The sequence below is a fragment of the Acinetobacter lactucae genome (assembly GCF_013344765.1).
In the GTDB taxonomy this organism is placed as follows: Bacteria; Pseudomonadota; Gammaproteobacteria; order Pseudomonadales; family Moraxellaceae; genus Acinetobacter; species Acinetobacter lactucae_A.
In genome coordinates this window covers 1-15,218 of sequence record NZ_JABVBF010000079.1, presented here as the reverse complement: position 1 = coordinate 15,218, position 15,218 = coordinate 1, and the positions used below count along the sequence as shown (strand labels likewise).

Genomic DNA, 15,218 nt, shown 5'->3' with positions numbered 1-15,218 from the left:
ATTCTTTAGTTAAAACATAAGCCCGATTTGGAACAAAATAGTTTTGCTCTAAAAATTCACGATTTTTTCCATAGTCGCTATAAAGTAGCTTTTCTAAGTTCGTGACCAATCTTTTATCGGAATCAAGGTCAAAATAAAAATTAACTTTAGATAGCGGACATTGAATCGTTAACTCACGCTCTTTTTCATCTACTTTCCAATTTAAAGTAGGACATAACTGATTTACAGCGGCACTTTTAGCCCCGTCTTTACTTCCCACGCGACCAAAATGAATAACATTCCAATAAGCCGACCCATTTGGTAATAAGTTTAAAATGTACTCCGCTTCGCCTGATTCACAATCAGCAAAAGCATCCTCACATGAAATACGAGTATGATAGCGCCCAACATATTGCAATGAGGCCGCATTTAATTTTTTGCTTTGGTCTGAGTTTTCTTTAGGTAAAAAAGTACGACCAGCGACATCGTCTAATGTTTTTATAGACGTGCTACTTTTTATTAAGTTTTCTTCATGATTAGAGCTAGAACTTGTAGTTGAGTGATCTTTTGAATTGGTATGGTTTATATCGCAAGCACTCAGGACCATGCACATTGCAGCCGCTACAACCACATGCTTAACTGAAAACCTAGACCACTTCAAAGACATATACATTATTCACAGATCACAGCAACAGCTATATTTACTATTCAAATCGGGTATTAGCTGATTGCCGCTTTAAACCCTTAAGCCCTGAAAGGGTGCATTTTAGTAGATGTTGGTTTCCTTCATTTCAATCCTTTACATATTTTAACTATTTTACTTTTTAAAAGACTTTAAACCTTTAATTTCGTCACCATATTTTTATTAAGCAAGAGCAGTAGCTTCTTGTAATTTTTATCTTTAAGGAGAATTAGATGGCCAGTTCTGGTTTATATCGCTCGAACCGACACAGCATGATCGCCGGTGTAATGGGTGGTATTGCTGAACGTTTTGGTTGGAACGTAACTTTACTACGTGTCATTTTTGTTTTGATCTCGATAATGAGTGCAGCCTTTCCCGGACTTTTAGTTTATCTGGTTTTATGGTTAGTCATTCCGAAAAAACAGCCAGAGCATATTGAAGGCTATCAACAATCCGTCCGAACAGTAAATGAAGAACAAGTACGTTAATTCATAACTTTGGTCGCTACGGTTGCATCCCCTAAATCAACCGTAGCTTTTTTTATTCTAAAAATTATAGCTTTTGATTTAACTGTTGCTGTAACGCAGCAATCATATCTGCCCGGCTAATCATTCCTATAAGCTTGCGATCTTCAACCACAGGAATATAGTTAAACGACCTCTCGACAAAGTACGGCACTAAATCTTGAATAGGTTGAGTTGGTAGTACTGTGACCACTCGACGGCTCATAATTTGTTTTACATAATGCTGCCAAGAGTTTCTTGGGTCGGCTGCACCTTTAAACCACTCGACGACTTCATATAACGCTAAAGTTCCGACCAAATGGTTTTCTGCATTTACGACAGGTAAGCTCATTAGATTAATATGCTTGAACTTATCGAGTGCCTGATGAATATCATCATCTTCATGCAACTTAATCACATCACGGCTCATAATATCCTGACAGGTATATTGATTTACTATGCGTTCGTTGGCATGTTCTTGTGCATCTAAAATAATTTTTTCTAAATCGTATTGGCTAATATCTAAAAGTTCAGTGTGATGCCCTAATGCATACTCAATATCTTTGGGTTGAATCGATACCTTTTGAGTAGGCGTTGGATCTTTACTACGTTCATTAAGGCGTGCGGTAACTGGATAATGTCGCCCAATCAATCGATTAAAAAACACGGCAAAAGCCAACAAAAGTAACGAGTTGAGTAAAACTGGATAAAAAATAAAGTAAAAGCCCAACTTATGAATTGCGGCCCCACCCAGCACGGCCGTAATCGCAACCGCTCCACTCGGTGGGTGCAAAGAGTCGGTGGTCATCATTAAAAATATGGCAAAACCTACTGCGACACTAAAAGCCGTGGTTAAATCTGGAATCCACTGTGCACAGGCAACGCCAATAATTCCAGCCAGAGTATTACCAACAAGGACATTCCACGGTTGAGCTAATGGACTGGTCGGTACAGCAAATAATAAAACAGATGAAGCACCCATTGGCGCGATGTACCAAGCATTAATTCCACCGAGAACATACCAGCTAATTAAGGAAGAAATTGCTAAACCACACAACGCTCCAATACCACAAAGTAACCGTTCTTTTAAAGGTAAAACCTTAAAATTTGGCTTTAAAATCTGTAACCATTCTCGCTGTATAACACTCACAGTACACCTTTAGGGATATGCCGTTATTTATAACGGGCAAAAGTATACGCCCAAAGCTACATAAAGTGCATTTAAATTATATCTTTCAAAAATAGAAAACTGGCTGAACTATTTTTTATGATTTTAAAACTTTAATATTCCATCAATTTTTCATTTAAATAGCGCCAGTAACGTTTTGGTAAATATTGCACATGAAGTTTTATATTTTGCCGTTCAGTAATATTTACGCTCTTAAAATAATCCTTCCAGAGCTGATCATATAAAACTTCCTGCTCATCAAGCTCAAGTTGAAAGCTTTGACTCATTCCATTTTTCAAATTGCGGTCAACCTCAGAGGCTTCGAGTGAAACTTCATGTATTTCTCGTAAATCATAATAAATTCCAAACTTGCGTTGTTCGTCATAAATCAGCCAACGTTGATCTTGATAGCGTCTTTTAAAATGGGGCTGAATAAGCGGTAGAACATTAAAATCTGGATGCACCAGACTTAAAAAAAGCTCATCTTTGGTTTTCTTAAACCGAATAAAAGCCTCCATTCGATGCTTCTCTCGTCCGACCTTTTTCGTCCACTGTGCAATCGCTAAAACACTAGGATTTGAATAATCTTTTTCAATGGAAACAGGGCTAGTAAACACATAGATACAATAATCAAATAAGTGCTGATAGGCATCTAAAGATTCAGATAAAGAGGCAAAATAAAATTGTTTTAACGAAGATGGTGAAAGCTTTTTTTGTAGCGCAGACCAAACACGCTCAGCATGTTGCTCGTTATTTGAAACCTCAATTTTATCAGCAAATAAGCCATGTTGAGCCGCATCATTCAAACAGAGTCTGACTTGTAATTCTTTAAATTGAAATGCGCGAAAAACACAGCTTAGCAACCCAACCATTGAACCATCAAAATAGTAAGCGACTTCATCATTAAACATTGCTAAAACCCAAGGCTTAATTGTGGCGAGAGTTGCTGCACATATTTCGAAGATCCCTGCGTTAAAATCTGCTGTCGAATAAAACTTGAAGATAACTCTTTTTGGAATTTTGGACTGTCTTCACAGCGAATAAAGAATTTTGCACGCTGATAGGCTACACCGAGTTTTTTAAGTAAATCGATGTGAATTTTGCCAAAACGGCGAGCCTGCACAATTTTCTTGGCTGATTTCACACCAATGCCTGGTACACGCAAAATCATCTGATAATCGGCACGATTTAAATCTACTGGAAACTGTTCGGGATGCCTTAACGCCCAACTTAATTTCGGGTCTACATCAAGGTCTAAGTTTGGGTGTTTTTCATTGACGATTTCATCAACCTGAAAGCCATAAAAACGCATCAGCCAATCGCTTTGATAGAGACGATTTTCCCGCAGTAATGGCGGTGCAGAACCAACGGCGGGCAAATAATTATTTTCGGTATTAATTGGGATATAACCAGAAAAATAGACGCGTTTGAGTTTAAATTCTTTGTAGTGCTTATCTGCCATAAACAAGACATCTTGGTCTGACTCTTGATGGGCGCCAACTACCATTTGCGTAGTCTGCCCTGCCGGTACATATTTCGGTACATGCTTAATGATTTGTCGCTCATCTTTAAGCTGAATGAGCCTGTCACGGACCAAACCTAAATCTTTTTGCACTTCTTGATGTGATTTTTCTGGGGCAAAAGTTTTTAGCCCCACCTCGGTCGGCATCTCTAAGTTAATACTCATACGGTCAGCATATAAACCGGCTTCATGAATCAGTTCAGGCGATGCACCCGGAATCGTTTTTAGGTGAATATAGCCATTAAAGTTTTCTTCAAGACGCAACTTCTTTACCACTTGGAGCATACGCTCCATCGTATGATCCGCCGATTTAAAAATGCCTGAGCTTAAAAATAAGCCCTCAATATAATTACGGCGGTAAAAATTAATGGTTAAATCCACCACCTCTTGCACCGTAAATGCTGCACGCTGGACGTCATTAGAACGACGTGAAACACAATAGGCACAATCAAAAATACAAACATTACTAAATAGAATTTTTAAGAGAGACACACAGCGACCATCTTCGGTATAGCTATGGCAAATACCTGAATGGCTAGCATCTCCTAAACCTTTATCTTTATTTTTACGGTCACTGCCACTTGATGAACAAGACACATCATATTTGGCAGCATCAGCAAGAATCTGTAGTTTTTCTCGAATGCGATCAGACATATCAAACGACTCATTTATGGCATCGTTTAAAAAATATCATTTTGCATTCTTAAATTTAATCCACTGAAGTACGATCAGCGTCATGAGGTGACGTTTTAAATAATCCGTCTTAATTAACGTATTCTTCTAGTTGCTCTACGCGCTCGGCATACTCTTGCATTGGGCAATATGAATACATCGGTGAGCCAATGTATGAGCCTGCATTATTACATTCCTGATCTACATAAGCTTTCCAAAGTCGTTGAGATTTTAGAATATCTTGGTAACGCTCTGGCTGTTTGTATTCTTCGCTTTGTGTGCGAATTTGATCAATCAGAGCAACTATTTTTTCCTCATAAGTCTTTTTAGCTTGTTCAGAACAGCTATGCACAACCATATTATTAATGCTCTCAAGCTTCATTTCTTTAATGGTCTGCTCTACACATTGGTTGTATTCATATTGCTCCTCAGCATCGGTCTGTGCATAAAGCCATGTACTACAAAAAAGGCTGGATAAAACAAGGAGTTTGCAGCAAAATTTCAGCATAATTTATTCTCGATTCTATAATTTTTAATATGCTTCAATATAACAAAAAAACGATTCTTCGCGCACTTGCGCTAGCTCCCCTCCCTTTATTGAGTTTATCAGCCTTAGGAATAATCATCTTCAATGCGGAATTTAGCCTTTATTCGGTTGCTGTTATTTTTCTAGCCCATTTCTTATTTTATTTACTTTTTTATGGCCTTCTGGTTATTCCTTTCGCATATATCATTTCCTATTTTCTCGCCCGTAAAAATCGTTTAAATCTGATGAGTATTTTTATCTGCGCAACTGTCATCTGGATTTTGATTAGCCCTATTGTACGCTTGATTTTTGTCGGTTCATTCCCTTCTCCTTGGTGGCATATTTATAAGATCTATAGTTTTTACCTTATGATTTTATTTACTAGCTTTTGCTATTGGCTGAGCTTGAAATGGTTGAGGCGAAAACAAATAGGCTAATCACACATTCCTATGATTAAGCCTTTGCCACTCCCCCACAAAATCCTTATACTTAGTGGCAATTTTTCTCATAAATTCGTGGATGCTACATGAGTCGCGCCATCTCGCACATTGATACATTTCAGGGCTTAATTCTTGCCCTACAAAACTATTGGGCCGAACAAGGCTGCGTCGTACTACAACCTTACGACATGGAAATGGGCGCTGGAACATTCCACACCGCAACATTCTTACGTGCTTTAGGGCCTGAAACTTGGAATGCTGCATACGTTCAACCTTCACGTCGTCCAAAAGATGGTCGCTATGGTGAAAACCCAAACCGTTTGCAACACTACTACCAATTCCAAGTGGTGCTTAAGCCAAATCCAGACAACATCCAACAGCTTTATCTTGATTCTTTAAAAGCAATCGGGATTGATACGCTTACTCACGACATCCGTTTCGTAGAAGACAACTGGGAATCTCCGACATTAGGTGCTTGGGGCTTAGGTTGGGAAGTTTGGCTTAATGGTATGGAAGTAACTCAGTTCACTTACTTCCAACAAGTCGGTGGCGTTGAATGTTACCCAGTGACAGGCGAAATCACTTACGGTTTAGAACGTCTTGCCATGTACCTTCAAGGTGTTGACTCGGTTTATGACCTAGTTTGGACGAAAGGCCAATTCGGTACCGTAACTTACGGCGACGTATTCCATCAAAATGAAGTTGAACAATCGACTTATAACTTTGAATACGCTCCAGTTGAAAAACTATTTGAACTCTTTGATTTTTACGAATCAGAAGCAAACCGTTTAATTGAAGCAAAACTTTCTCTACCAGCTTATGAGCAAGTTGTTAAAGCGTCTCATACTTTTAACTTGCTTGATGCACGTGGCGCAATTTCTGTGACTGAGCGTCAACGTTACATTTTACGTGTACGTACTTTAGCGCGTGCGATTGCGCAAAGTTATGTACAAGCACGTGCAGAGCTTGGCTTCCCAATGGCAGAACCACACTTACGTGATGAAGTATTGGCACAGCTAAAAGCACAAGCTGAAAGTGAAGCAGCAAAGGCGGAGAAAAACTAATGAGCAAACATACTGTTTTATTCGAACTTGGCTGTGAAGAGCTTCCACCAAAAAGCTTAAAAACTTTACGTGATGCATTACAGGCAGAAACGGTAAAAGGCTTAAAAGATGCGGGCTTAAACTTTGCATCAATCGAAGCTTATGCAGCTCCACGTCGTTTAGCACTTAAAATTGTTGATATCGATGCTGCTCAAGCAGACACACAAAAACGTTTTGATGGTCCTGCTGTTCAAGCGGCTTATGATGCAGAAGGCAAACCGACTAAAGCGCTCGAAGGCTTTATGCGTGGTCAAGGCATTACTGTTGATCAGCTTTCTACTTTCCAAGCAGGTAAAGTTGAAAAAGTTTGCTATCTAAAAGATGTGAAAGGTCAAAGTCTTGATGCTTTACTTCCACAGATTTTGCAAACTGCATTAGACAATTTACCAATTGCGAAACGTATGCGTTCTGCTGCAAGCCGTACCGAATTTGTACGTCCAGTGAAATGGGTTCTCTTACTCAAAGACGACCAAATTGTTGACGCAACTATTCAAGATCATAAAGCTGGTAATGTGACTTATGGTCACCGTTTCCATGCACCTGAGGCTGTGACTTTAGCGCATGCAAATGACTACTTAGCCGCTTTAGAAAAAGCTTACGTCGTTGCTAACTTTGAAAAGCGTCAAGCGACTATTCAAGAACAAGTGAAAAAGTTAGCTGATGAAGTGAATGCAACTGCGATTGTCCCAGTGGACTTACTTGACGAAGTAACAAGTCTAGTTGAATGGCCTGTAGCTTTACGTGCAACTTTTGAAGAACGCTACTTAGCTGTTCCTCAAGAAGCTCTTATTACAACAATGCAAGACAACCAGAAGTATTTCTGCTTGATCAATGCGGAAGGTAAATTACAGCCTTACTTCATTACTGTTTCAAACATTGAGTCTAAAGATCCGACTCAAATTATTGAAGGTAACGAAAAAGTTGTTCGCCCTCGTCTGTCTGATGCTGAGTTCTTCTTCTTACAAGACCAAAAGCAACCGCTTGCATCTCGTAAAGAAAAATTAGCAAACATGGTATTCCAAGCACAACTCGGTACGCTTTGGGATAAATCAACACGTATTGCAAAACTTGCTGTTGCATTATCTTCAATCACTGGTGCAAACCCAGCCGATGCTGAAAAAGCTGCATTACTTGCTAAATGCGACTTAACCTCTGAGCTTGTTGGTGAATTCCCAGAACTTCAAGGTATTGCAGGTACTTACTACGCGCATATTGAAGGTGAAAACACTGAAGTTTCAGAAGCTTTAGGTGAGCAATATTTACCAAAATTTGCGGGTGATGTTTTACCAAAAACCAAAACAGGTACAACGATTGCTCTTGCTGACCGTTTAGATACGCTTGTTGGTATTTTCGGTATTGGACAAGCGCCTACAGGTTCTAAAGACCCGTTTGCTCTTCGCCGTTCAGCAATTGGTATTTTACGTTTAATCATTGAAAATGAATTAGACGTAACAATTGAAGAGTTAGTTAATCTTGCACTTCAAGGTTATGGCGATATCGTTAAAGACCACGATAAAACTCGTGCTGATGCTGTTGCATTCTTGGAAGGTCGTTACCGTGCTAAGTATGAAGACCAAGGTGTTGCTGTTGACGTACTTCAAGCAGTTCAAGCACTTGCACCAAAATCTCCACTTGATTTTGACAAGCGTGTAAATGCTGTTAATCACTTCCGCACATTACCTGAAGCTGCTGCACTTGCTGCTGCAAACAAACGTGTTGCTAATATTCTTGCGAAAGAAGCAGCCCCAGAAGGTTCTGTAGTTGAAGCGAACTTGGTTGAAGATGCTGAAAAAGCATTATTTGCTGAGCTTCAAGCAGTTACCCCTGCTGTTGAACCATTACTTGCAGCAAAAGATTACACAGCTGCCCTTTCTAAGCTTGCAGCACTTCGCGCGCCGATTGATGCATTCTTTGATGGTGTAATGGTTATGGCAGATGATGCTGACCTAAAAGCAAACCGTTTACGTTTATTGGCTCAGTTACGTAACTTGTTTACTGCTGTGGCTGATGTGAGTGTGTTGCAGGGCTAAGATTATATAGAAATTAATTTTCTTGTATTTAAAGCTTAATGGAACCATGTTTTCACTCTAGTTGGAAACATGGTTTTTTTATTGAAGAATTTCATTTACTATAATTATAATGATTATTTTATACTCAATTAATAAATAAGAATTATTTACTTCCTTCACATTTTATCCATAATTCAATAAACTAAAACAAATAATTACCAAACTTAACAAAGTGCCATTGCAATGAAAAACTTAAATTTATTACTCATATCAACATTATTATTTACTGGGTGTGCAACGACTAAATCGATTCAATATCCAGCTGCAGGTAAGCAAACCTCTCTTTCTGTTTCTTCTGAACAATTATCTTCAATGACTGAATCAGGTGCAGGTGATTACTTTATAAAGGACAGCCAAATATTAGTTGGTGATTCAAGCAATGCTTCAGCCAGCCCAGTTTCTGGAATGTTTGGCCTTATCGGAGTAGGTGTTGCAATGGCAATTGATAAGAATGCAAATAGTTCAGCCATTGAAAAAAGCTCTCTCAATCAACCTATTAAATTTGACCAGTTAATACATCAAAAAATTACCGACTCTTTCACCCAAAATAAAGCAGATCCTACACTCAAACTACTCGATTTAAATCAGACATCCGAAATTAAAATTGTGCCTTATTCACGTCTTTCTTTCCGTGAAAAGCCAGTTGTAAAAGTAAATTTTGGTTTAAAGACCCAATTTAAAAATGCGGCAGACAATAATGCAGATACAAAACGCTTATATCACTATGTAAGCAAGGACCGTATCTCTTTATCTGAATGGGAAGCTCAAAATAATTTATTATTTATGAAAAAAGCAGATCAAGCATTTAGTGCTCTTAGCCAAGTATTCACTTTAGATTTACAACATCAATTAAATTTAAAAGCATTTGATGAGAACAAGCAAAAGAACTGTAAAACTAATGCAGATACATCCCTAGTTTCTTTTATTCAAACTCCTGACAATTTATGTGTTGGTGTAGTTAAAACAAACAAAGGGGATGATGTATTTCAAAATAATATTTATATTGTTGAACAATAATAAAATTTACCAATAAATATCAAACAAATAGAGAACTACTTAAATTTAAATAGTTCTCTAATGTAATCAAACAAATGCTTTAATTTCTTCTAAACTTTTCGATGGCTCAAACCACATAAAATCATAATCAGCCACATCATGAATATAAAACGGGTCATTTTTCATGATTTCTTCAGCTTCTTGAATCGAAGAGCTGAGAACTAAAATTACCCCACCTACTCTATTTTCTCGACGTCCGGATGCCAGAAATTTCTTTTGCTCATAGTAATGGTCTAAAAATGCAATATGCTCTTTCAGTACAGCATCAACTTCGGCTAATGGTTTTTTATAGGTCAAGGTAACAACAATCATCTCATTCTCTTAAAGCAAGTAGCGCATGACATAGCATTAGTCTACAGACAGTTTAATGATCTATAGATTATTCGATAGTACGCCTATTCCCCCAATTCATCCATACCAAACTCCCCACAATAATTACTCCACCCAGCAGCACAATCAGTGATGGTTTTTCATTTAAGAAAAGCACTGCCAAACTCATGGCGACAATCGGCGAGCAATACAAAAAATTCGATGCAATCGTTAACGGCATATTTTTAAGTACATAGCCCCAAAGCACATAAGCCATCGCACTTGGGAAAATACCTAATAAAACTATAGACATATTGGCTTGCCAAGTAGCATGTAAAATTTCACTAGGTAAATAAGCACTATAAAATAGTAAAGGAATGGTCCCGAACCAAATGATGTAACACATCATGCTCAAGGCATCATAATTTAAAGCAAATTTCTTATATAAATTAAAATAAAGGCCCCATGCAATTGCGGCTAACACAATCAATAAACTGTAAGGGCTCGGCACACCAAAACCATGGTCACCACTGACTACCAAAACGGCGCCACAAAGTCCTAGCAAAATACACAACCATTGTTTGAAACTGATTTTTTCCTTAAAAAGCAAAGCTGAAATAATAAAGGTGAATAGCGGAATAGACTGACTTAAAATGCTGGAGGCCACCGCAGTCACATATTGCTGGCCTGTATTTATCAGCAAATGATGCAGAGTTACAGAGAAAAATCCTAATACAGCAAGTGCAGGAGCATCTTTCCATTTTAAAGGCTGAATGCCTTTTTTCATGACCAAAAGCAGTAAAAAAAACGATGCAATCAAAAAGCGGAGCAAGGCAATGTGCTGCGGTGTATATGAATGCAAAGCACTATGTACGCCAATAGGTGAATAGCCCCAACAAAAAACGGTCACAGCAATACATAAATAGAGCTTAAATGCTGGAGGCTGAGTTACGGCAGCAAGAGAAATTGCCATGTTAAATCTGCACTAACGAATTGGAACTCTTTCATCATATGCGCATGGATAGTTGAATAAAATTAACTTATATTGAGTTAAATATTCATTAAAAGTGAATGATAAAACATGGATATCGCTCAGTTAAAAATGTTCCAAACCGTGGTTGAATGCGGAACAATGGCTAAAGCATCAATGCAACTGCATTGCGTACCATCCAACATTACGACACGGATTAAACAACTCGAAGAAGAACTAGGTGTACCGCTGTTTTATCGGGAAGGAAAAAGTTTAAAACTCAGTCCCTCTGGAGAAATTTTTCTCAATTATTGCCATAAAATTTTAGCGCTATGCGATGAAGCGAAACGAAGCATTCATCCAGATGCACCACCTTCTGGCCCATTAAAAATTGGAGCAATTGAATCTTCTGCCACCACTCGTCTGCCAAACTTACTGGCGAAATATCATCAACGTTTTCCAGAAGTTTCCATTCAAATTATTACTGGCACTTGGAAACAGTTATTAGTTGATATTTCTCAGCATAAACTCGATGGTGCGATTGTCGCGGGCAATATTGATTTTCCAATGCTTAATAAACTCGGCATTTACCAAGAAGACATGGTCTTAATTGCATCTCACTCTTTGGGAGAAATTAATTGCCAAGAAGACCTGATTGGCAAAGAAATCTTTATGTGGACGGAAGGCTGTCCTTACCGTGCAGCCCTCGAAGAATGGCTTAAGCTTAAAAATATCTCTCTTCCCATCACCAGCATTACCAGCTATGCCACGATTATTGGCTGTGTCAGTGCAGGCTCAGGGGTGGCGTTAGTACCTAAAAGTATTTATGAGCAATATAAGAATTTGGCCCATATAAAAAGTTATAAATTTGAATATCTTGCCTTTATGCAAAATCACTTTTTCTGGCACAAAAATGTGAGCAACCATAAAGCCAGAGACATGTTTATAGAATTGATTAAGACTGAATTTAGTTTATGAATCATTGCAATGATTGGTTTAGCGCTATTAAATGGTGATTTATCGTAATCAAATCGTATGGGTTTTATCTCATTGCAGTACAAACTTTATTTTTAACAGTAAGATCACCACTTCATCTTTTGATTCTGGTTGGGGAGATTGATCCATATGAAAACCTTACAAGTGTTATGCGTTGCAAGTTCTATATTGGCTTCATCAACCTTATTTGCAGAAACAACACAGCCACAACAAGTTGTTGACACGACACCTAAAACACAACCTTATGGTGACAATCCTAGCTTAGGGCGCGTACTGTTGTATAAAACAGGCAAAGGCATACAAAATTTAGGAAACTCTATTCAAGGTGCTTCTGAAAAAACATCGAATAAAATTAGTGAGAAATGGCAAAACACCAAAGAATTTACTGCTGAAAAAGCAGAAGTCGTTCAACAAAAAGCAGATACAGCAAAAGTATTTACTGAACAGAAAATAGAACAAGCCAAGCAAAATATTACCAGTGGTCGAAATGGTGAAAATATCCCGATTGAGCAAGGTGAATTAAGTAAATCGAGCACAACAGCTAACTAATTTTTTGGATAGCGCGATAACTTCGCGCGCTTATAAACACAGATATTCATCTAGAAATAATGTCATTAAGTATAAGAAAGCTAGGAATCTGCCCTATGAATAGTCAAAAACTTCTCTTTTCAACTCTATGCTGCTTGGCATTAACTGCATGTGCGACCTCGACACCTCCTTCTTCATCTTATTCTCAAGCACAAGTTTTAGAACAAGATACGAATATCGAGGCTTATCCATCCACCACAGGTAATGTAGCCAAACTCATTAAACAAGATAAACAAGCTTGTATGATTGAATTTACTGGCTATTTAGGAGGTGGACATGTAACTGAACACTGGACTTTTAATAATAATGGTCTGATTTCAGCGACCTCTTCGACTATGCAGTATCCTGATGAATCAGGCATATTAAATCAGGCAACCAACTCTACAACCAAAAGCTCAACGACTTTTAACATTCAAGATCCAGAAATTCAAAATAACTTCAAAAAACTCCAAAATAATTTTAGTGCAGCTAATTTAGCAAAATGTAATTAAGGCTTTTCCATAAAAAACTCGTTGCAGAAGCTTTCTTTTGCAACGAGTTATAGCCATTTAAATTTCTTGGACCTTATTTTAAAAAATATAAATAAACTATTTAGTTAATGGTTAAACCATTTGTTGCTGCCAATAAATCAATACGAGGGAAAACTAAGCCTGTTCTTGAATCAGTAATTGGTTTACCTGTCGTTTTTAAACGACTAATGGTTTGATCAATACTTTCTGTTGGACTCACACTATTCGCTCGTAATAAAGCAATCGCACCAGCCACATGCGGTGTCGCTTGAGATGTACCACCCATGGTATAACCACCCGCAGTGATCATTGCTCCCGGCGCCAATAAAGTCACGAGCTTACCACCATTACTAAAGCACGCTACTTTGTCTGCTGCTGTGGTTGGGTCAGAACATTTCACTGGATTTCCCCATGACACACCACCAATATTGCTATCATAAACAGCACCCACTCTTACTGCACCAGCAACACAAGCAGGAGACGAGATACCGTCCGAAAATGCATCATTACCTGAAGCTACCACTGGAACTACACCAGCAGCTCGCGCATTTGCAAATGCTGTTCCATAACTACTATCACTGCACTCTGAGGTATATTTAACACCCGGTACGCCAAGACTTAAATTCACCGCTTTAATATTATAGGTTTGTGCATTATTTACAGCCCAGTTAATCCCTGCGAGGATATCACTATCATAAGCTGTGCTTACCCATTTACCTTGGGATCTGACCTTTCTAAAAACATCGATACCAATAATTTTAGTTTTAGACGCAACTTTGGACACAATGCCTGAAACATTACTACCATGCCCATCATCATCTAAGGCGCCATCATCTGGTGCACTATCAAATGAGTAAACAACTCGACATGTGCTTGATGGTGTATTAACAGCTGTACAGCCAAAATCGGAATGCTGATAGTTCACACCTGTATCAATTACCGCCACACTAGAGCCCTCCCCCCTGAAACCATTCGTGCTTACTTGTGGTTGATTGATCAAAGGTAAACTTTCGTTGGTTGTGGTTTGATTAATGCGGTTCGGATAAACTGCTTTAACATTCGGATCATTGAGTAAAGAGACCAAAGCCTCGCGGTTACTAATCCGATAGAAAGCTAAAGGCAAATTATTGTAATCCCGAAGTACTTGGACACCGCCAGCTCGATTAAACCTTGCCTGTATATTTTTTTTATTGGTTGCGATCAAACTCCGCCGTTCTAAGCCGGACGGCACACTAACAGAAGGAATATTATATTCGACAATTAAATCATTCGAATCATTAGTGACCAGAGCATCTAAATTGATTCTACCCTGAAGCACTTTTTGTTTTGCTGCCTGATTTAACTGCTGTTTGGCACCTTTAGAATCCAAAGGAAGAGCGAAAGCTGTTGTACTTAATATTGTAGATAAACCTAATAGGAGTAACGTTTTACTTTGCATTATTTTTCTCCGCAGTTCTTTGATAAAGAACATTTGAACGTCTAGTATTTCTTTGGTAAAGAAAACTAGATTATTTAAAGTGTTTTAATTTCATTAGCAGGATCTTTTTCTGGATCAATCGGTTGAATAGAAAGATCACTTTTTGTGTCATATAAAGGAACAGTATCTGCGGATACTGGTTTGGGTTGAGTTGAATTTAAAGGTACGTTTTTAGATTGAGCAGGCTCCTTAAGTGTAGAATGTAAAGATGAAGTGTCTGATTGTGATGAATTTGGCTTGTGTAAAGCAGAATTAAACACATCAGATGCACCGCTTGATGGCTTAAAATAGAGAACAACGACAACTAAGCCGAGCAATACGACAAGGGAAGCAATAATTTTCATCATTTAAGATCTCTGTTTTTTTGTTTATAGACATCTCTATTTATTTTTGATTATTCGAAATAAAGCACTATTTCTTGGGGTATATGTCATGTGAAATTTCATTTCATAAAACATGTAAACCCGAGGAAGACTAAAATTCCTTTTCCCGAATAAACAAAAATACTGTTCTGCCCTATACGTTTATATTTCTGGCAGAATATGGTTCAAAAAAGTGCTAAAAAGCGCCTTATTCTCATAATAAGCAATAAATATGCCGTTTCTTCTAATAATTAATCAGATTCACATTACATTTAGAGATATAGAGA

Annotated in this window: 17 protein-coding genes; 8 read left to right on the top strand and 9 right to left on the bottom strand. The window is 38.1% G+C overall.

What is annotated here, in order from left to right; genetic code table 11:
• Nucleotides 1-646, bottom strand: a 646-nt coding sequence (locus HUN22_RS09715) for a hypothetical protein (RefSeq protein ID WP_174728589.1), incomplete at its 3' end; no start/stop codon positions are given.
• 248 nt (nucleotides 647-894) lie between these two features.
• On the opposite strand from HUN22_RS09715, the gene HUN22_RS09710 reads away from it, so the two are divergent.
• Entirely contained in the window at nucleotides 895-1,149 is a 255-nt protein-coding gene (locus HUN22_RS09710) for a PspC domain-containing protein (protein WP_174728586.1), read from the top strand.
• Between the two features lie 64 nt (nucleotides 1,150-1,213).
• On the opposite strand, the gene HUN22_RS09705 is transcribed toward HUN22_RS09710, so the two are convergent.
• The 4 genes from HUN22_RS09705 to HUN22_RS09690 form a co-directional block, all read right to left on the bottom strand.
• Nucleotides 1,214-2,314 carry an HPP family protein gene (locus HUN22_RS09705; protein ID WP_174728583.1) on the bottom strand — a complete coding sequence of 367 codons (1,101 nt, stop codon included), beginning with the start codon at nucleotides 2,312-2,314 and terminating at the stop codon, nucleotides 1,214-1,216.
• Nucleotides 2,315-2,445: 131 nt separating this feature from the next.
• Entirely contained in the window at nucleotides 2,446-3,243 is a 798-nt protein-coding gene (locus HUN22_RS09700) for a TIGR03915 family putative DNA repair protein (protein WP_174728580.1), read from the bottom strand.
• Nucleotides 3,244-3,245: 2 nt separating this feature from the next.
• Complete coding sequence (locus HUN22_RS09695; RefSeq protein ID WP_171429232.1) at nucleotides 3,246-4,508, bottom strand: putative DNA modification/repair radical SAM protein; 1,263 nt, start codon at nucleotides 4,506-4,508, stop codon at nucleotides 3,246-3,248.
• Nucleotides 4,509-4,617: 109 nt separating this feature from the next.
• A complete protein-coding gene (locus HUN22_RS09690) occupies nucleotides 4,618-5,034 on the bottom strand; it encodes a lysozyme inhibitor LprI family protein (protein WP_174728578.1) in 417 nt (138 codons plus the stop codon).
• Between the two features lie 29 nt (nucleotides 5,035-5,063).
• Between HUN22_RS09690 and HUN22_RS09685 the strand changes: the two genes are divergently transcribed.
• The 4 genes from HUN22_RS09685 (at nucleotide 5,064) to HUN22_RS09670 (ending at nucleotide 9,681) form a co-directional block, all read left to right on the top strand.
• Nucleotides 5,064-5,489, top strand: coding sequence for a hypothetical protein (locus HUN22_RS09685; RefSeq protein ID WP_174728575.1), 426 nt, complete (start codon nucleotides 5,064-5,066; stop codon nucleotides 5,487-5,489).
• Nucleotides 5,490-5,578: 89 nt separating this feature from the next.
• Nucleotides 5,579-6,556, top strand: a complete 978-nt coding sequence (gene glyQ / locus HUN22_RS09680; protein WP_002044989.1) for a glycine--tRNA ligase subunit alpha — start codon at nucleotides 5,579-5,581, stop codon at nucleotides 6,554-6,556.
• Nucleotides 6,556-8,625, top strand: a complete 2,070-nt coding sequence (gene glyS / locus HUN22_RS09675; protein ID WP_174728572.1) for a glycine--tRNA ligase subunit beta — start codon at nucleotides 6,556-6,558, stop codon at nucleotides 8,623-8,625. The genes glyQ and glyS overlap by 1 nt, the downstream gene beginning before the upstream one ends.
• Nucleotides 8,626-8,847: 222 nt before the next feature.
• Nucleotides 8,848-9,681, top strand: coding sequence for a hypothetical protein (locus HUN22_RS09670; RefSeq protein WP_174728569.1), 834 nt, complete (start codon nucleotides 8,848-8,850; stop codon nucleotides 9,679-9,681).
• Between the two features lie 66 nt (nucleotides 9,682-9,747).
• On the opposite strand, the gene HUN22_RS09665 is transcribed toward HUN22_RS09670, so the two are convergent.
• Nucleotides 9,748-10,032, bottom strand: a complete 285-nt coding sequence (locus tag HUN22_RS09665; protein WP_016142940.1) for a YciI family protein — start codon at nucleotides 10,030-10,032, stop codon at nucleotides 9,748-9,750.
• A gap of 67 nt (nucleotides 10,033-10,099) precedes the next feature.
• Complete coding sequence (locus HUN22_RS09660) at nucleotides 10,100-11,002, bottom strand: DMT family transporter (protein WP_174728566.1); 903 nt, start codon at nucleotides 11,000-11,002, stop codon at nucleotides 10,100-10,102.
• Between the two features lie 108 nt (nucleotides 11,003-11,110).
• Here HUN22_RS09660 and HUN22_RS09655 point away from each other — a divergent pair, with 108 nt between their 5' ends.
• From HUN22_RS09655 to HUN22_RS09645, 3 genes are all read left to right on the top strand, one after another.
• The gene (locus HUN22_RS09655; RefSeq protein ID WP_174728563.1) at nucleotides 11,111-11,977 is read left to right on the top strand and encodes a LysR family transcriptional regulator; all 867 of its coding nucleotides are present in this window, start codon (nucleotides 11,111-11,113) and stop codon (nucleotides 11,975-11,977) included.
• A 147-nt stretch (nucleotides 11,978-12,124) separates the two neighbouring features.
• Nucleotides 12,125-12,544, top strand: coding sequence for a hypothetical protein (locus HUN22_RS09650; protein WP_174728560.1), 420 nt, complete (start codon nucleotides 12,125-12,127; stop codon nucleotides 12,542-12,544).
• A 95-nt stretch (nucleotides 12,545-12,639) separates the two neighbouring features.
• Entirely contained in the window at nucleotides 12,640-13,074 is a 435-nt protein-coding gene (locus HUN22_RS09645; RefSeq protein WP_174728557.1) for a hypothetical protein, read from the top strand.
• A 100-nt stretch (nucleotides 13,075-13,174) separates the two neighbouring features.
• Here HUN22_RS09645 and HUN22_RS09640 read toward each other — a convergent pair whose 3' ends face one another.
• Both HUN22_RS09640 and HUN22_RS09635 read right to left on the bottom strand, forming a co-directional pair.
• Nucleotides 13,175-14,530: a S8 family peptidase gene (locus tag HUN22_RS09640; protein ID WP_174728554.1), complete on the bottom strand. Its 1,356-nt coding sequence runs from the start codon at nucleotides 14,528-14,530 to the stop codon at nucleotides 13,175-13,177.
• A 74-nt stretch (nucleotides 14,531-14,604) separates the two neighbouring features.
• Nucleotides 14,605-14,913: a hypothetical protein gene (locus tag HUN22_RS09635; protein ID WP_174728591.1), complete on the bottom strand. Its 309-nt coding sequence runs from the start codon at nucleotides 14,911-14,913 to the stop codon at nucleotides 14,605-14,607.
• Nucleotides 14,914-15,218: the final 305 nt, after the last annotated feature.